Below are 17,391 nucleotides of genomic sequence, written 5' to 3'. Positions count from 1 at the left end.
GATGTCACACGAACCTGAGTACAAAGACTGGCAGCAGATTGTTGAACTGATCCGTTCAAGCGTGGATAACCAGCAACATGAGATGCTGTTGACCATGTTAATGACGCCGGATGAGAGAGAGTCGCTCACTGCACGAGTGAATATTCTGAATGAATTGCTCAAAGGTGAGCTTTCTCAACGTCAAATCAGTCAAATGTTAGGGGTAGGCATTGCAACCATCACTCGTGGTTCGAATGAGTTAAAGTCGAAGTCCGATCTCGACAAAGACAAACTTAAGACATTATTAGAGCAGGGCGCTCAATAATCTTTGAGTCGAACTCTCTGAGGTACAGACGGCAAAAAGGGCGGAATCTCCGCCCTTTTTAATGCATGCTTTACACAGTGACTACAAGTTAGCAGGGAAGTGGTCTGGATTGGTAAATGGAATTAGCGCCAGAATCAAAGCCTGGTGATAGACCGAGCTGCGAGTCAGTTGGTTTTGAGTCAGTAAACCAATAGCACCGCCTTTTTGTTTGATGTTATCAGTACCAAATACTTCGTCCATTACATCACCAAGTTCATTGGCGTGTTCCAGTTTTTGTAATACTTCAGGTGGCAACATCAGACTCGCCGAACGAGATTCACCTCGGAGTGTGTCAGACTCTATCACCATCCAAGCAAATGTCACTGTCCCTTCAATTCCCGCTTCCAAGCCCACATAGAAATCTGCACTTGGTATTTCTGCTTTAGCGTTACGAACTCGGTTCAATGCGCCAAGGTGAGTTTCTTCATTCGACATCGGTTGATCTGCGACTTCACTCGGCACACTGACTCCAACAAACTCAAAGCTATGTTTAGGGAGTGCACTTTGAAATGCACTCTCTACCGCTTTGATTTTTGCAGGGTTCAAGGAAGCGATAACGACTTTTTGGGTTGCCATGATCTTTTTACCTATCGTAGTCCATTAGCTCAGTTTTACTTGAGTCGGTTTCACGTTTTCACTTGGATAACAGCCCAATACTTTCAAGTGCTTAGTGATCTTTGTGAGCTCATCTAATACTTGTTGCATCTCCGTAGAACCAAGGTGGGATTCAAGGTCGACATAGAACATTTCTTCCCATGGGTTACCCATGATTGGACGAGACTCTAACTTGGTCATGTTGATGCCAAAACGTTGTAGAACCAGCAGTGTTTCTACCAAAGAGCCTGCCTCTTGCGAAGTCGACATGATCAGCGTGGTCTTGGCTGGAATTTGCGTAGACACTTCAACTGGTTTACGAGCGACGACGATAAAGCGAGTGTGGTTTTCGGTTTGGTTTGCGATGTTACCTTGGATAGCTTGTAGGCCATAAAGCTTGCCACTTGAAGCGTTACCAATTGCAGCTACGTCATCGCGGTTAAGTTCTTGTACTTTTTGCATCGCATCAGCAGTACTTGCACAAGACTCTAGTTTCACTCCTTTCATACGGCTAAGGAACTCGCTGCATTGCTGGTGTGGCTGCGGATGTGAGTAAAGGGTTTTGATATTCTCAAGGCGAATGTCTTTGGTTGCGACTAGGCAGTGCTCAATCGGTTGAGTCAGTTCACCAACGATGTATAACGTTGTGTGTTGTAGAAGATCGTACACTTCATTGATAGAGCCAGAGCTGGTGTTTTCAATTGGCAGAACGCCGTAGTCAGCATGGCCAGATTCTACTGTCTGAGTCACTTCTTTGAAGTGTTCACAGTTGAGCTCAATCAGCTCTGTATTCTTGCGACTGAAGTATTCACGGCTAGCAAGGTGAGAGTAAGAGCCTTTGGCGCCAAGGAAAGCAACACGAGCAAGAGGCTTACGGCTTTGCTGTGGATTAACGAGGTTTTGCAGGTAGCTTTGTTGAAGAAGGACAGAATCTTCAATAATGGTATGGAAAAGCTTGGTGATGTACTGAGCGTCGAGTTCGTATTTATCACGGCCGTTGGTGATCAGTTTAACCAGAAGTTGTTGTTCACGGACTGCGTCACGAACAGGTTTTGAAGTTTGGACTTTGCTTTTTGCCACTTCAATGCTGAGCTTGCGGCGTTCGGACAACAGGCTCAAAAGCTCGTCATCTAGCTCATTCAAACGTAAACGAATTTCATCCAGGGAAATAGGTTGGTCAGTCATCAATTCTTTCCTTATAAAAAAGCCCCCCGATTTGGGAGGCTTTCTGTTTGTTTTTGACTTTTCTTTCACAAACGAGTTAGCCCCTCCACTATGGAAGGAAAAAGAAGTCAAAAAGAAACAGCTGGGTTAAATGCATAAATAGTGCTTAATTTGTGAGTGTTTAAACACAATAAGCAAGCAGGCGGGGAGCGTCAAGCAAAAAAATAGCGCCTTTCGGCGCTACTTCCTCAATCTGGTCGTTTACTCTTCTTCTTCCACTAGCTCAGGCTTGTTCGCACGTCGAGCTTCAGGTTTGTGGGTCAGCTTATTCAGTTGTCGTTCTAGTTTTTGCTCCACTTCATTGATAGCTGCGTAAAGATCTTCGTGAGTCGCTGAGGCGATTAGCTGGCCTTTAGGAACTTTAATAACCGCTTCGAATTTCTTCTGTTTATTTGGTTCCTCACTGAATGTTGCTTGGCATCCGATGATGTCTACTTGCCATTTCTCCAGCTTTTTAAATTTGCTCTCAATATGAGCACGGATTGCAGAGGTGATTTCGATGTTTTTACCAGTGATGTTCATTGTCATAAATGTTTTTCCTCTGTTTCATCCCTCATGGGTTGAGTTCAGATTACCGCTTTGAGGAGAAAAGAATGTGATCTAGATCACTATTTTAACTTGGTTTTTTGAGATGAAAAACGAATGTGATCTCACTCAAGAACTGCTGAGATTTATGTGAAAATTGCTTGTTATCGGGTTCTAAATCATTAGATTGAATAGAGTACTGAGCTGAAAACTCCCCCGTTTTTAGGGGAGTTATACGGCCTGTAATTCTAGTTAGTTAAAAAGTAACCAGAACAAAGATGTGAATCAGATCACTCTTAAAGTGCGCAATAAGTTAGATTCAAAAACGCCGCTCAATTATTGAGCGGCGTTTTTGGTTTTTAGTCCTGGATTAAGGTGTTTGGTTGACTCTGTGAAGCGGTGTCATAAAGACTGGATCCTCTGGAACTAATCGGACGTTATCGAGTGTCTTTGCAAGATCGAGGCTTTCTAACTGTTTGTAGATGACGTAGTAGCGGTTCACATTGGTTACGTATCTCCCCGTTTCTCCTAAACTTCTGCGCGTTACGACTTCAACATTATTGAACCATACGTTAGGGTCGTAGCCTTGTTGAGCTGCGCGCTTACGCATTCTCTCAATATTTCCTGGTCCTGCATTGTACGCTGCTAGTGTTAAGTAGAGTTTGTTCTCTTTACTGATGGCATTATCACTGAAGTAATACCGGCGAAGAAACGCTAAGTATTTCACCCCTGCATGAACGTTGTTCTCTAGATTACGGACATTCTTAATATTCACATTAGGATCACTCGCTGTGCTCGGTAAAATCTGCATAATGCCGACTGCACCACGGCTTGATACTAAGTTGTTGTCAAACCCTGATTCCTGATATGCCACTGCGGCGATGAGCAGGTAATCGAAATCATATTTCTCTCCATATTTAGTAAACAGTGAAGAGAGCTTTTCTAGTTGAGCAATCTTTTTCGGATTCAGAGCCTTGTTAAGCCAATTGGTATTATCGATGTATTTCCCATAGATGACGTTGCCAAGTAGGGTGCCGGATTTAGCTGTACGAACAAACTTATTCACCACCTTCATTAACTCGGGGCTATCGTGGCGCATTGCCCAAGCAATTTCCCCTCCTTTACGGATTGGTATTTTAGTATGGGCTCGTATGTCATCCATAAAACTCATCCACAGCTTGGCTTTGTGGCTATCAAGAACGATAGCTTTGACATAACCGTTGTTAAGCATCCCAACCAATTCGTAATCTTGTAGTGTTTCTTCGATAAAATGCACCACTATTGGCGGTAAGCCTTTCTTATTGAGTTTTTTGTTTAAGGCTTGAATGCTTTCAAAGTAGCTTGAACTCGCCCGGAGCCAAATCTCTTTCCCACTCAGTTGCTCAATCTTGGTCATCGATGGGGTGTCTTTGTTTGTGATGACCCACTCTTCTATCCCTGAAATTGCCGGATCACTAAAGTCGACCAGTTTTTTGCGCGCTTCGGTAATGGTGAGATTCGCGACGACCAAATCTCCTAAGCCTTGCTCAAGAGAAGGTAATAGCTCATCACGAGAAACCGGGATAATTTGAATATTGAGTTTTGGCTTGAGCTTACGGAGATCTTTTTCGAAATGAGACAGTAGTTCTGCACCTATTCCTTTTGGTTCTCCACCTTCTACGTAATAGAAGCCAAGATCGGCAGAGACGAGTACGCGTAATACGTTTCTTTCTTTAATGACGTCGAGATCGCCAGTGTAAGGCGGTTGTCTGAGAGGGGAGAGCTCGAGCGCAAAACTCGAAGCGGAGACTAGGAATAACAGTCCTGTCCATAACTTTGATAGTGTCACGTTCACATCCATGCTGATGGTGAAGGAGAATCTTAAGCATATGTAGTGCTTATAAAATCATCAAGTTAGTGGATGGGGCAAAATTAAGAGGGGTAAACAAAACCGCCACAGTTTTCGCTGTGGCGGTTGGGGATTATTTTACAGGATTAAGCTTGATTAGCTCTTCTGTTCTAGCAACCGCGTCTTTTAGATCTAGCTGCTTGTAAGCTTCAAGTTGAATCTCAAGCGACTTACGAGCGGCTTCAGTATCTGGGAACGATTTTTGTAGCTCTTGTGCGCGGTTAATTGCAGCAATCCAAGCTTCACGGCGCAAATAGAAGTCAGCTGTTGCAAGGTCGTAGTTTGCTAGACGGTTCTTCAGTGCCACCATACGTTTTTGCGAATCTTCCGCGTAAGGGCTGTTCGGGTAGCGCTCTAGCAGTTTTTTGAAATCATCGAATGCTTTCTTCACCGGCTCTGGGTCACGGTCGCTACGGTCTACGTTGAATAGGTCATGCATAAAGTTACGGTCTTGCGCCATGTGGCTCAAACCACGCATGTACAATACCCAGTCCATTTTTTCATGCGTTGGGTTTAAACGCATAAAGCGAGAAATCGTTGCCAGACCGAGGGCTAGGTCGTCGTTTTTGTAGTACGCGTAGATAAGGTCAAGTTGCACCTGCTCAGAGTAGGCACCAAACGGGTAACGCGAATCTAATGCTTCTAATTTCTCGATGGCTGAAAGCCAGTTACCACTTTGAAGAGACGTTTGTGCGTCTGCATACAGTTCAGAAGGTGGCACATCAGGAACGATTTCTTCTTTGCTTGCACAGCCAAACAGAAGGGATACCGCTAAAAGGCCTATTAAAGTCTGATGTTTCATATCAGGAGTCTGTTCCTTGAATCTAAATATTTCTTAAGCTGCCGTTACTTTCTTTCCAGTAACAGATACAATGACGTAATAGTCTATTTTTCCACAGTCGTGAGCATTAGTCTCACAGTTTTTAAAAAAGTTCGATATGGCTCAGCAGATTGTTTTAACCAACACAGTAAAAGATAGCCAGTTAGGTCAACGTTTAGACCAAGCTATCGCCGAATTGTTCGCTGATTTCTCTCGCTCTCGCTTGAAAGAGTGGTTGCTTGACGGGAAAGTACAAGTGAATGGTGAAGTTATCACTAAACCTCGCACCAAAGTAATGGGTGGTGAGGAAATTACCTTGCAAGCCGAGCTGGAAGATGAAGAGCGCTGGGAAGCACAAGATATCCCGCTAGATATCGTCTACGAAGATGAAGACATCATCGTAATCAACAAACCTCGTGATTTTGTGGTACACCCTGGTGCAGGCACACCGGATGGCACAGTGCTAAACGCATTGCTGCATCATTACCCAGACATCGCTGAAGTACCTCGTGCAGGTATCGTGCACCGTTTGGATAAAGACACAACAGGTCTGATGGTGGTCGCGAAAACTGTTCCAGCTCAAACTCGCTTAGTTCGTGCACTGCAAAAACGCAATATCACTCGTGAGTATGAAGCGATTGCAATCGGCCGTATGACAGCGGGCGGTAAAGTGGATCAGCCGATTGGCCGCCACTCTACTAAGCGTACACTTATGGCGGTTGCTCCTTTGGGTAAACCAGCGGTAACACACTACCGTGTTGCGGAGCACTTCCGCGAGCACACTCGTATTCGTCTGCGTCTAGAAACAGGCCGTACACACCAAATCCGTGTGCACATGTCTTACCTACAGCATCCGCTACTTGGTGATACTGCATACGGCGGTCGCGCACGTATTCCTACTGGAGCATCGGAAGAGCTTACTGCAATGATCCGTGGCTTTGACCGTCAAGCGCTGCACGCGGTAATGCTACGTTTTGAACATCCTATCACTGGTGAGGAATTAGAGTTCCATGCCCCGGTTCCTGATGACATGGTTGCGATGACAGAAGCGCTGCGTAAAGATACAGAAGAGTTCGGTCTGCCTGACGAGTTCTAATATGAAGACGATTCTCCCTAACTGGCCCGCACCAAAAAACGTTAAAGCTTTCGCCTCTACTAGAGTCGGAGGCTTTTCGAGTGCACCTTATCAAGGGCTTAACCTTGGTGCTCATGTTGGGGATGACCCGTCCATCGTAGAAAAGAACCGTGCTTGGTTGGCGCAGCAAGCTAATATGCCAAGTGCGCCAATTTGGTTGAACCAAACTCACTCTACAGTGGTCGCTCAAATGAGTGCGCCGACGACTCAAGTGCTTGATGCTGATGGTGTATTTACCTCTGCAAGCAATGTAGTCTGTTCTGCTATGACTGCGGACTGTTTGCCTGTTCTGTTAACCAATACGCAAGGCACCCAAGTTGCGGCAGTTCATGCTGGTTGGCGTGGCTTAGCAAATGGTATCGTTGAAAACGCCCTCGAGTTGTTTTCTGGTGAAGTTATGGCGTGGTTAGGTCCTGCAATTGGTCCTCAAGCATTTGAAGTCGGTGAAGATGTTCTGCAAGCCTTTGTGGATTTTGACTCACAAGCTCATCAAGCGTTTACTCCACGTGATGTTGAAGGGAAGTGGTTGGCGGATATGTCCAAGCTTGCAACTCAGCGCATCAATAAACTTGGTATCACTCAGGTATTTGATTCTGGCCTGTGTACTTTCCAAGACAAAGAAGACTTCTATTCCTATCGCCGCGATGGTGTGACTGGTCGACAAGCGACTTTTATTTGGATCGAGGACTAACTAGTACAGCGCAAAAGTGCGAAGATGCCTATCTTCATTTTTGCAAAGCTATCTTTATTCATTCACTCCCTTGAAATTCTCCCTTTGTGTATCCATCTTTCTAACTGTCAAAAGAATTTTCTTAAGTTGAGGTTAGGAAGAAAGATATGCGTCTTGATAGATTCACAAGTAAGTTTCAAATCGCTATCTCTGATGCTCAGTCACTGGCGTTAGGGCGCGATCATCAATATATCGAACCAGTGCACCTAATGGTGGCACTGCTTGATCAGAACGGTAGCCCAATTCGTCCACTTCTCACGATGTTAGATGTCGACGTCAGTCATCTACGCTCTAAATTGAGCGAAATGTTAGATCGACTGCCTAAAGTAAGTGGCATCGGCGGTGATGTTCAGCTGTCTAGCTCTATGGGGACACTTTTCAATTTATGCGACAAAGTGGCTCAAAAGCGTCAGGACTCCTACATATCTTCCGAAGTCTTTTTGCTTGCGGCATTAGAAGACCGTGGCCCACTTGGTCAGCTATTAAAAGAGATGGGCTTGACCGAGCAGAAAGTCAGCCAAGCGATCGAAAAGATCAGAGGTGGTCAAAAGGTCAATGACCCGAACGCGGAAGAACTGCGCCAAGCATTGGAAAAGTTCACCATAGACCTAACTGAACGCGCAGAGCAGGGCAAGTTAGACCCTGTTATCGGCCGTGATGATGAAATCCGCCGTACCATCCAAGTATTGCAGCGTCGTACCAAGAACAACCCAGTGATCATCGGTGAACCAGGTGTGGGTAAAACCGCTATCGTAGAAGGCTTGGCTCAACGCATCATTAATAATGAAGTACCAGAGGGACTACGTGGTCGCCGCGTACTTTCGTTAGATATGGGCGCACTTGTTGCAGGTGCAAAATACCGTGGTGAATTTGAAGAGCGTTTGAAATCGGTATTGAATGAACTAGCGAAAGAAGAAGGCAATGTCATTCTGTTTATCGATGAGCTTCATACCATGGTTGGCGCAGGCAAGGGCGAAGGCTCTATGGATGCGGGCAATATGTTAAAACCTGCATTGGCTCGTGGTGAGCTTCATTGTGTGGGCGCAACCACGTTGGATGAATACCGACAATATATAGAGAAAGATGCGGCACTTGAGCGTCGTTTCCAAAAAGTGCTGGTGGATGAGCCGAGTGTTGAAGATACGATTGCAATTCTTCGTGGTTTAAAAGAACGTTATGAGCTTCACCATCACGTTGAGATCACTGACCCTGCTATTGTCGCTGCGGCAAGCTTATCGCATCGTTATGTCTCAGATCGCCAGTTACCAGATAAAGCGATCGACCTAATTGATGAAGCCGCTTCTAGTATTCGTTTACAGATCGACTCTAAGCCAGAGTCACTAGACAAACTCGAACGTAAAATCATCCAACTGAAGATTGAGCAGCAAGCACTAAGTAACGAGCATGATGAAGCAAGTGAAAAACGCTTGGATGTGCTCAATGAAGAATTGAATGAAAAAGAGCGCGAATACGCAGAGCTAGAAGAAGTGTGGAATGCTGAAAAAGCCGCACTCTCCGGTACGCAACATATTAAAGGTGAGCTAGAGCAAGCTCGCATGGATATGGACTTTGCACGACGCGCGGGTGACCTAAACCGCATGTCTGAGTTGCAATACGGCCGGATTCCAGAACTTGAAAAGCAGTTAGACCTTGCGACTCAAGCTGAAATGCAAGAGATGACGCTACTGCGTAACAAGGTGACAGACAACGAGATTGCAGACGTACTTTCTAAGCAGACGGGCATTCCTGTCTCAAAAATGCTTGAAGCAGAAAAAGAGAAACTGCTCCGTATGGAAGAGGTACTGCACAAACGTGTGATTGGTCAGGCAGAAGCAGTTGAAGTGGTATCTAATGCAATCCGTCGTAGCCGAGCTGGCTTATCGGATCCGAACAAACCGATTGGTTCCTTCTTATTCTTAGGTCCAACAGGTGTCGGTAAAACCGAACTGTGTAAGACACTCGCGAGCTTTATGTTTGATAGCGAAGATGCCATGGTGCGTATCGATATGTCTGAGTTCATGGAGAAACACTCTGTGGCGAGGTTGGTTGGTGCGCCTCCGGGTTACGTTGGCTATGAAGAAGGTGGTTACTTAACAGAAGCTGTTCGTCGTAAACCTTATTCTGTCATCTTATTAGACGAAGTAGAGAAGGCACATCCAGATGTGTTCAATATTCTGCTCCAAGTATTAGATGATGGCCGATTAACTGATGGCCAAGGTCGCACAGTTGATTTCCGTAACACCGTGGTCATCATGACGTCAAACTTGGGTTCTGCTCGTATCCAAGAGAACTTTGCTACGTTGGATTACCAAGGTATAAAGAATGAGGTAATGGATGTGGTTAGTAAGCACTTCCGCCCAGAGTTCTTAAACCGTGTTGATGAAAGCGTGGTATTCCACCCGCTTGGTCAAGAGCACATTAAGTCGATTGCATCTATTCAGCTTGAGCGTCTAGCGAAACGCTTGGAAGAAAAAGGTTATCAATTAGAGGTATCCGACAAAGCCCTCGATTTGATTGCTCAAGTTGGTTTCGATCCCGTGTATGGTGCGCGACCTTTAAAACGTGCAATTCAACAGAATGTTGAGAACCCATTAGCGAAATCAATCTTGGCTGGCCAAATATTGCCAGATAAGAAAGTACAGTTGATTGTGAGCAATGACCAAATAATCGCTCACCAGTAATTGCATCAATGCATTGAAAAGTGAGACCAAGTTCAAGTTTTAGGGGGCGTTAGCCCCCTTTTTAATACACTTTTATCGGGTTTTGATTGTTTTCTATACGAACAAACCAAAAAGATAAGTTTTTTTGAAAAATAGGCTTGTGTTCCTAAACGAACTCCCTATAATGCGCCTCCGTTGTCACGGGAAAGCAAGCAAAGCGAAGCCGAGATAACAAGGTCAGTGAGTTCTAAAGTAACTCACAGAGAAATAACTTAAAAAAGTGTTTGACACGATAAGTTATCTCGCTAAAATGGCCGTCCACTTTGAAGAGAAGTTCAGAGTGTGCTCTTTAAAAATAAGAACCTATCAATCTGTGTGGGCACTCGTTGATGATAATCCAATTAGATATTTCTTTCTTAACGGAAAGCGGTATCAAATTAGGCTTCAATGAAACGAAGTGACCATTGAATCGAAAGATTCAGCACAGTCAATTCAAACATTACTTCTGCTATTTATTAGCGAAAGGAATGTTCAGTATTCATTGAGCCGAACAAAATCTTAAATTGAAGAGTTTGATCATGGCTCAGATTGAACGCTGGCGGCAGGCCTAACACATGCAAGTCGAGCGGAAACGAGTTATCTGAACCTTCGGGGAACGATAACGGCGTCGAGCGGCGGACGGGTGAGTAATGCCTAGGAAATTGCCCTGATGTGGGGGATAACCATTGGAAACGATGGCTAATACCGCATAATGCCTACGGGCCAAAGAGGGGGACCTTCGGGCCTCTCGCGTCAGGATATGCCTAGGTGGGATTAGCTAGTTGGTGAGGTAATGGCTCACCAAGGCGACGATCCCTAGCTGGTCTGAGAGGATGATCAGCCACACTGGAACTGAGACACGGTCCAGACTCCTACGGGAGGCAGCAGTGGGGAATATTGCACAATGGGCGCAAGCCTGATGCAGCCATGCCGCGTGTGTGAAGAAGGCCTTCGGGTTGTAAAGCACTTTCAGTCGTGAGGAAGGTAGTGTAGTTAATAGCTGCATTATTTGACGTTAGCGACAGAAGAAGCACCGGCTAACTCCGTGCCAGCAGCCGCGGTAATACGGAGGGTGCGAGCGTTAATCGGAATTACTGGGCGTAAAGCGCATGCAGGTGGTTTGTTAAGTCAGATGTGAAAGCCCGGGGCTCAACCTCGGAATTGCATTTGAAACTGGCAGACTAGAGTACTGTAGAGGGGGGTAGAATTTCAGGTGTAGCGGTGAAATGCGTAGAGATCTGAAGGAATACCGGTGGCGAAGGCGGCCCCCTGGACAGATACTGACACTCAGATGCGAAAGCGTGGGGAGCAAACAGGATTAGATACCCTGGTAGTCCACGCCGTAAACGATGTCTACTTGGAGGTTGTGGCCTTGAGCCGTGGCTTTCGGAGCTAACGCGTTAAGTAGACCGCCTGGGGAGTACGGTCGCAAGATTAAAACTCAAATGAATTGACGGGGGCCCGCACAAGCGGTGGAGCATGTGGTTTAATTCGATGCAACGCGAAGAACCTTACCTACTCTTGACATCCAGAGAACTTTCCAGAGATGGATTGGTGCCTTCGGGAACTCTGAGACAGGTGCTGCATGGCTGTCGTCAGCTCGTGTTGTGAAATGTTGGGTTAAGTCCCGCAACGAGCGCAACCCTTATCCTTGTTTGCCAGCGAGTAATGTCGGGAACTCCAGGGAGACTGCCGGTGATAAACCGGAGGAAGGTGGGGACGACGTCAAGTCATCATGGCCCTTACGAGTAGGGCTACACACGTGCTACAATGGCGCATACAGAGGGCAGCCAACTTGCGAGAGTGAGCGAATCCCAAAAAGTGCGTCGTAGTCCGGATCGGAGTCTGCAACTCGACTCCGTGAAGTCGGAATCGCTAGTAATCGTGGATCAGAATGCCACGGTGAATACGTTCCCGGGCCTTGTACACACCGCCCGTCACACCATGGGAGTGGGCTGCAAAAGAAGTAGGTAGTTTAACCTTCGGGAGGACGCTTACCACTTTGTGGTTCATGACTGGGGTGAAGTCGTAACAAGGTAGCGCTAGGGGAACCTGGCGCTGGATCACCTCCTTATACGATGATTACTCACGATGAGTGTCCACACAGATTGATACGGTTTAATATTTCAGAGCAAAAATTGGTTCTGCATAAAATGCTGAAGCGATTTTATGTGGGGCTATAGCTCAGCTGGGAGAGCGCTTCGCTGGCAGCGAAGAGGTCATCGGTTCGATCCCGATTAGCTCCACCACTAGCTGCATTGCTTCTGCTTTTCGCAGAACAACCTACAGTGTCCCGTTCGTCTAGAGGCCTAGGACACCGCCCTTTCACGGCGGTAACAGGGGTTCGACTCCCCTACGGGATACCATCTTTAAACATTCTCTCTTGAGAGTTTTTAAAAATGGTTACTTCATTAGAAGTGATTAGCTCTTTAACAATTTGGAAAGCTGACAAATCAACAATTTATTGTTGATTGTAAAGTTCTCAATGTTTGTCTTTATGACAAACACCAATAAAACACATTCAAGTGTTCTTGGAATTTGAGTCCGGCAAAATCGAGTCTGCATCATGTATAAAAATTGCAGACAACTTTGGTGACTTGTTCATCAACTCGAAACTCCTTCGGGTTGTATGGTTAAGTGACTAAGCGTACACGGTGGATGCCTTGGCAGTCAGAGGCGATGAAGGACGTATTAACTTGCGATAAGCCCAGATTAGGTAGTAAAAACCATTTGAGTCTGGGATTTCCGAATGGGGAAACCCACTTGCATAAGTAAGTATCCTGTTGTGAATACATAGCAACAGGAGGCGAACCGGGGGAACTGAAACATCTAAGTACCCCGAGGAAAAGAAATCAACCGAGATTCCGAAAGTAGCGGCGAGCGAAATTGGACTAGCCCTTAAGCTTTATATGCGTTAGACGAACGGTCTGGAAAGTCCGGCGATACAGGGTGATAGCCCCGTAGTTGACAACGCACATTCAGTGAAATCGAGTAGGGCGGGACACGTGATATCCTGTCTGAATATGGGGGGACCATCCTCCAAGGCTAAATACTACTGACTGACCGATAGTGAACCAGTACCGTGAGGGAAAGGCGAAAAGAACCCCTGTGAGGGGAGTGAAATAGAACCTGAAACCGTGTACGTACAAGCAGTAGGAGCACCTTCGTGGTGTGACTGCGTACCTTTTGTATAATGGGTCAGCGACTTATATTCAGTGGCAAGGTTAACCATCTAGGGGAGCCGTAGGGAAACCGAGTCTTAACTGGGCGTTCAGTCTCTGGATATAGACCCGAAACCAGGTGATCTAGCCATGGGCAGGTTGAAGGTTGAGTAACATCAACTGGAGGACCGAACCGACTAATGTTGAAAAATTAGCGGATGACTTGTGGCTAGGGGTGAAAGGCCAATCAAACCTGGAGATAGCTGGTTCTCCCCGAAAGCTATTTAGGTAGCGCCTCGGACGAATACTACTGGGGGTAGAGCACTGTTAAGGCTAGGGGGTCATCCCGACTTACCAACCCTTTGCAAACTCCGAATACCAGTAAGTACTATCCGGGAGACACACGGCGGGTGCTAACGTCCGTCGTGGAGAGGGAAACAACCCAGACCGCCAGCTAAGGTCCCAAATTATAGCTAAGTGGGAAACGATGTGGGAAGGCTTAGACAGCTAGGATGTTGGCTTAGAAGCAGCCATCATTTAAAGAAAGCGTAATAGCTCACTAGTCGAGTCGGCCTGCGCGGAAGATGTAACGGGGCTAAGCTATAAACCGAAGCTGCGGCAATGAAGTTTACTTCATTGGGTAGGGGAGCGTTCTGTAAGCCGTTGAAGGTGTGTTGTAAAGCATGCTGGAGGTATCAGAAGTGCGAATGCTGACATGAGTAACGATAAAGGGGGTGAAAAACCTCCTCGCCGGAAGACCAAGGGTTCCTGTCCAACGTTAATCGGGGCAGGGTAAGTCGACCCCTAAGGCGAGGCCGAAAGGCGTAGTCGATGGGAAACGGGTTAATATTCCCGTACTTCTTACAATTGCGATGGGGGGACGGAGAAGGCTAGGTGGGCCTGGCGACGGTTGTCCAGGTTCAAGTGTGTAGGCTGAAGAGTTAGGTAAATCCGGCTCTTCTTAAGGCTGAGACACGACGTCGAGCTACTACGGTAGTGAAGTCATTGATGCCATGCTTCCAGGAAAAGCCTCTAAGCTTCAGATTGTAAGGAATCGTACCCCAAACCGACACAGGTGGTCGGGTAGAGAATACCAAGGCGCTTGAGAGAACTCGGGTGAAGGAACTAGGCAAAATGGTACCGTAACTTCGGGAGAAGGTACGCTCTCGACGGTGAAGTCCCTCGCGGATGGAGCTATTGAGAGTCGCAGATACCAGGTGGCTGCAACTGTTTATTAAAAACACAGCACTGTGCAAAATCGTAAGATGACGTATACGGTGTGACGCCTGCCCGGTGCCGGAAGGTTAATTGATGGGGTTAGACTTCGGTCGAAGCTCTTGATCGAAGCCCCGGTAAACGGCGGCCGTAACTATAACGGTCCTAAGGTAGCGAAATTCCTTGTCGGGTAAGTTCCGACCTGCACGAATGGCGTAATGATGGCCACGCTGTCTCCACCCGAGACTCAGTGAAATTGAAATCGCTGTGAAGATGCAGTGTACCCGCGGCTAGACGGAAAGACCCCGTGAACCTTTACTACAGCTTGGCACTGAACATTGACCCTACATGTGTAGGATAGGTGGGAGGCTTTGAAACCAGCACGCCAGTGTTGGTGGAGCCGTCCTTGAAATACCACCCTTGTAGTGTTGATGTTCTAACGTCGACCCCTTATCGGGGTTACGGACAGTGCCTGGTGGGTAGTTTGACTGGGGCGGTCTCCTCCCAAAGCGTAACGGAGGAGCACGAAGGTGGGCTAATCACGGTTGGACATCGTGAGGTTAGTGCAATGGCATAAGCCCGCTTGACTGCGAGAATGACAATTCGAGCAGGTGCGAAAGCAGGTCATAGTGATCCGGTGGTTCTGAATGGAAGGGCCATCGCTCAACGGATAAAAGGTACTCCGGGGATAACAGGCTGATACCGCCCAAGAGTTCATATCGACGGCGGTGTTTGGCACCTCGATGTCGGCTCATCACATCCTGGGGCTGAAGTCGGTCCCAAGGGTATGGCTGTTCGCCATTTAAAGTGGTACGCGAGCTGGGTTTAGAACGTCGTGAGACAGTTCGGTCCCTATCTGCCGTGGGCGTTGGAAGATTGAAGGGGGCTGCTCCTAGTACGAGAGGACCGGAGTGGACGAACCTCTGGTGTTCGGGTTGTGTCGCCAGACGCATTGCCCGGTAGCTAAGTTCGGAATCGATAACCGCTGAAAGCATCTAAGCGGGAAGCGAGCCCTGAGATGAGTCTTCCCTGATACTTTAAGTATCCTAAAGGGTTGTTCGAGACTAGAACGTTGATAGGCAGGGTGTGTAAGCGTTGTGAGGCGTTGAGCTAACCTGTACTAATTGCCCGTGAGGCTTAACCATACAACACCCAAGGGGTTTTGATGGACTCAATGTAAGAACATTGAATGTGTTAAGAACGAAAACAGCTTTCCGAATTAAAGAATTTGCTTGGCGACCATAGCGATTTGGACCCACCTGATTTCCATTCCGAACTCAGAAGTGAAACGAATTAGCGCCGATGGTAGTGTGGGGCTTCCCCATGTGAGAGTAGGACATCGCCAGGCTTTAAATTTAGACTTAAATGTCTAACCAGTGCGGAGCGGTAGTTCAGTTGGTTAGAATACCGGCCTGTCACGCCGGGGGTCGCGGGTTCGAGTCCCGTCCGCTCCGCCACTTATTCGAGAGTCGTCTCATTAAACACGAACTACAGGGGTGTAGCTCCAATTGGCAGAGCAGCGGATTCCAAATCCGCGTGTTGGGAGTTCGAATCTCTCCACCCCTGCCATATTCTAAAGCCTCAGCAGAAATGCTGGGGCTTTTTTGCATCTGTAAGCTTTGCCTTAGCCTCAAACTTCATATTTCCAATAGTACCTATACTCTTACCGCTAAGGTGATAAGAATTCGAGTTCCTGCTATTATCGGCGCTTAATTCTAATAATTAGGAAGCAAGTTTATGCCACATCTTCGATTTAGAGCGGTAGAGCCGCAAGCGGTTCAAGCACTATCAAAACCTCTTACTGATGAATTACAACCATTAATGGATTGCCCTCGTGAGGACTTCACGTTTGAATACATTTACAGTACTTTTTTCAGTGAAGGTGAAGTAAGCGCTGCTTATCCTTTTGTTGAGGTGCTGTGGTTCGACCGTGGTCAGGAAACACAGGACAAGGTTGCTAAAGCGATCACTCAACAAGTCCGAGGTATTGCTGGTGAAGATATCGATGTCGCGGTAATTTTCTCGGCCCTCTCTCCTAAAGGCTACTATGATAATGGTGAGCACTATTAAGGAATAATTGCGATGAAGCTGAGTCTTTCTTTTTGTTTAAGTTTATTATTCTCAGCTTTTATTTATGCGACTCCATGGGAGCAGGTTCCTGGTCCCACAAATAATTCTTCTTCTGCTATTGGTAGTTATGCTAATGGTTGTTTAGACGGCGCTTTGCCTCTCCCTTTGGATGGTGCTGGCTATCAGGTTTTGCGCAGTAAAACGAAGCGTTACTATGGGCATCCACATGCTATTCGTTTTATCGAAGACCTCGCCAGAAAAGCAAACCAAGACCTTAATACAACATTGCTCATTGGTGATTTGTCTTTGGCGCGTGGTGGACGTTTTTCTTCTGGTCATTCTAGTCATCAAACTGGGTTAGACATTGATATATGGCTTCGTTTAGCTGATGAGCCACTATCTTATAACGAGCTACAATTGCCGAAGCCAATGAGTGTTGTGGATCTAAAAAAATACCAGATCCTAGAACACCGCTGGGAGGAGCGACACTTTGAAATTATTCGTAGTGCTGCTCAAAGTGAGCGTGTCGCTAGAATCTTTGTTCATCCAGTGATTAAAGAGCAGTTGTGTAAGCAAGAAGCGAGTCGTGAGCGAGCGTGGTTACGCAAAGTTCGTCCTTGGTGGGGACATCATTACCATTTCCATGTTCGGTTAACTTGTCCTGCTTCCAGTCTGAACTGTGTGAATCAAGCTCCGCCTCCTATGGGGGATGGCTGTGGTGCGGAACTCGCAAGTTGGAAGCCTAAATCTCCATCTCCAAAAGCGACAAATAAAAAAAATACGCCTTCCCCAGCTAAGAAAAATAGAAAGCTCACTCCTGCCGAGTGTGCACCACTTATTACGATGAAATGAGTAGGTAAGGTACTGCCGTATCTCGGTTATGAAACTGGAGAATCATCACACTTTTGTCTACAGTGAATAATATTAGTATAAAAAATAACCTAAGTTATCTAGATGGTATTGTATGAATGTTTTTAAGAAACAGTG

At 46.5% G+C, this 17,391-nt stretch carries 11 protein-coding genes, 4 tRNA genes, 3 rRNA genes and 1 other annotated feature; of the genes, 13 read left to right on the top strand and 5 right to left on the bottom strand.

Features of this window, described 5'->3' with window-relative positions:
• The first annotated feature begins 1 nt into the window (after position 1).
• Positions 2-304: a trp operon repressor gene (gene trpR, locus BSZ04_RS21010; RefSeq protein WP_010446046.1), complete on the top strand. Its 303-nt coding sequence runs from the start codon at positions 2-4 to the stop codon at positions 302-304.
• Positions 305-385: 81 nt separating this feature from the next.
• On the opposite strand, the gene yjjX is transcribed toward trpR, so the two are convergent.
• The 5 genes from yjjX to BSZ04_RS20985 all read right to left on the bottom strand — a co-directional run bounded on the left by yjjX (position 386) and on the right by BSZ04_RS20985 (position 5,376).
• On the bottom strand, positions 386-919 hold the full coding sequence (yjjX, locus tag BSZ04_RS21005; protein WP_162531078.1) for an inosine/xanthosine triphosphatase: 534 nt from the start codon (positions 917-919) through the stop codon (positions 386-388).
• A gap of 24 nt (positions 920-943) precedes the next feature.
• Positions 944-2,122, bottom strand: a complete 1,179-nt coding sequence (gene pheA, locus BSZ04_RS21000; RefSeq protein ID WP_010446050.1) for a prephenate dehydratase — start codon at positions 2,120-2,122, stop codon at positions 944-946.
• A gap of 12 nt (positions 2,123-2,134) precedes the next feature.
• Positions 2,135-2,255, bottom strand: a sequence feature (Phe leader region).
• A 107-nt stretch (positions 2,256-2,362) separates the two neighbouring features.
• Positions 2,363-2,689 carry a ribosome hibernation-promoting factor, HPF/YfiA family gene (gene hpf, locus BSZ04_RS20995; RefSeq protein WP_005447957.1) on the bottom strand — a complete coding sequence of 109 codons (327 nt, stop codon included), beginning with the start codon at positions 2,687-2,689 and terminating at the stop codon, positions 2,363-2,365.
• A 367-nt stretch (positions 2,690-3,056) separates the two neighbouring features.
• Positions 3,057-4,526 (bottom strand): MltF family protein, encoded by a 1,470-nt coding sequence (locus BSZ04_RS20990; RefSeq protein ID WP_162531077.1) that lies wholly within the window; start codon positions 4,524-4,526, stop codon positions 3,057-3,059.
• 121 nt (positions 4,527-4,647) lie between these two features.
• Positions 4,648-5,376 (bottom strand): outer membrane protein assembly factor BamD, encoded by a 729-nt coding sequence (locus BSZ04_RS20985; RefSeq protein WP_010446061.1) that lies wholly within the window; start codon positions 5,374-5,376, stop codon positions 4,648-4,650.
• Between the two features lie 136 nt (positions 5,377-5,512).
• Here BSZ04_RS20985 and rluD point away from each other — a divergent pair, with 136 nt between their 5' ends.
• The 12 genes from rluD (at position 5,513) to mepA (ending at position 17,256) form a co-directional block, all read left to right on the top strand.
• Complete coding sequence (rluD, locus tag BSZ04_RS20980) at positions 5,513-6,490, top strand: 23S rRNA pseudouridine(1911/1915/1917) synthase RluD (protein WP_010446063.1); 978 nt, start codon at positions 5,513-5,515, stop codon at positions 6,488-6,490.
• Position 6,491: 1 nt separating this feature from the next.
• Positions 6,492-7,220, top strand: a complete 729-nt coding sequence (gene pgeF, locus BSZ04_RS20975) for a peptidoglycan editing factor PgeF (RefSeq protein ID WP_088881300.1) — start codon at positions 6,492-6,494, stop codon at positions 7,218-7,220.
• Between the two features lie 146 nt (positions 7,221-7,366).
• A complete protein-coding gene (clpB, locus tag BSZ04_RS20970; protein ID WP_010446067.1) occupies positions 7,367-9,940 on the top strand; it encodes an ATP-dependent chaperone ClpB in 2,574 nt (857 codons plus the stop codon).
• A gap of 539 nt (positions 9,941-10,479) precedes the next feature.
• Positions 10,480-12,032 (top strand): 16S ribosomal RNA (locus BSZ04_RS20960).
• Positions 12,033-12,131: 99 nt separating this feature from the next.
• Positions 12,132-12,207 (top strand) — tRNA-Ala (locus BSZ04_RS20955).
• 41 nt (positions 12,208-12,248) lie between these two features.
• Positions 12,249-12,324 (top strand) — tRNA-Glu (locus BSZ04_RS20950).
• Between the two features lie 265 nt (positions 12,325-12,589).
• Positions 12,590-15,479: ribosomal RNA gene (locus tag BSZ04_RS20945) — 23S ribosomal RNA — on the top strand.
• An 86-nt stretch (positions 15,480-15,565) separates the two neighbouring features.
• Positions 15,566-15,682 (top strand): 5S ribosomal RNA (gene rrf, locus BSZ04_RS20940).
• Together the 16S, 23S and 5S rRNA genes with 4 tRNA genes alongside form the textbook arrangement of a ribosomal RNA operon.
• Before the next feature lie 32 nt (positions 15,683-15,714).
• Positions 15,715-15,791: transfer RNA gene (locus tag BSZ04_RS20935), tRNA-Asp, on the top strand.
• Between the two features lie 35 nt (positions 15,792-15,826).
• Positions 15,827-15,903 (top strand) — tRNA-Trp (locus BSZ04_RS20930).
• A gap of 168 nt (positions 15,904-16,071) precedes the next feature.
• Positions 16,072-16,404, top strand: coding sequence for a DUF1904 domain-containing protein (locus BSZ04_RS20925; protein ID WP_010446084.1), 333 nt, complete (start codon positions 16,072-16,074; stop codon positions 16,402-16,404).
• Between the two features lie 12 nt (positions 16,405-16,416).
• Positions 16,417-17,256, top strand: coding sequence for a penicillin-insensitive murein endopeptidase (mepA, locus tag BSZ04_RS20920; RefSeq protein WP_088881299.1), 840 nt, complete (start codon positions 16,417-16,419; stop codon positions 17,254-17,256).
• Positions 17,257-17,391 lie beyond the last annotated feature (135 nt).

Source organism: Vibrio rotiferianus (genome assembly GCF_002214395.1).
GTDB classification, from domain to species: Bacteria; Pseudomonadota; Gammaproteobacteria; order Enterobacterales; family Vibrionaceae; genus Vibrio; species Vibrio rotiferianus.
This window is presented reverse-complemented; position numbering and strand designations above follow the sequence as displayed.

What these genes read in the sequence shown, in the direction of transcription:
- trpR (WP_010446046.1), top strand. Translation starts at nt 2, where the DNA reads ATGTCACACGAACCTGAGTACAAAGACTGGCAGCAGATTGTTGAACTG.
- yjjX (WP_162531078.1), bottom strand. Translation starts at nt 919, where the DNA reads ATGGCAACCCAAAAAGTCGTTATCGCTTCCTTGAACCCTGCAAAAATC.
- pheA (WP_010446050.1), bottom strand. Translation starts at nt 2,122, where the DNA reads ATGACTGACCAACCTATTTCCCTGGATGAAATTCGTTTACGTTTGAAT.
- hpf (WP_005447957.1), bottom strand. Translation starts at nt 2,689, where the DNA reads ATGACAATGAACATCACTGGTAAAAACATCGAAATCACCTCTGCAATC.
- BSZ04_RS20990 (WP_162531077.1), bottom strand. Translation starts at nt 4,526, where the DNA reads ATGGATGTGAACGTGACACTATCAAAGTTATGGACAGGACTGTTATTC.
- BSZ04_RS20985 (WP_010446061.1), bottom strand. Translation starts at nt 5,376, where the DNA reads ATGAAACATCAGACTTTAATAGGCCTTTTAGCGGTATCCCTTCTGTTT.
- rluD (WP_010446063.1), top strand. Translation starts at nt 5,513, where the DNA reads ATGGCTCAGCAGATTGTTTTAACCAACACAGTAAAAGATAGCCAGTTA.
- pgeF (WP_088881300.1), top strand. Translation starts at nt 6,492, where the DNA reads ATGAAGACGATTCTCCCTAACTGGCCCGCACCAAAAAACGTTAAAGCT.
- clpB (WP_010446067.1), top strand. Translation starts at nt 7,367, where the DNA reads ATGCGTCTTGATAGATTCACAAGTAAGTTTCAAATCGCTATCTCTGAT.
- BSZ04_RS20925 (WP_010446084.1), top strand. Translation starts at nt 16,072, where the DNA reads ATGCCACATCTTCGATTTAGAGCGGTAGAGCCGCAAGCGGTTCAAGCA.
- mepA (WP_088881299.1), top strand. Translation starts at nt 16,417, where the DNA reads ATGAAGCTGAGTCTTTCTTTTTGTTTAAGTTTATTATTCTCAGCTTTT.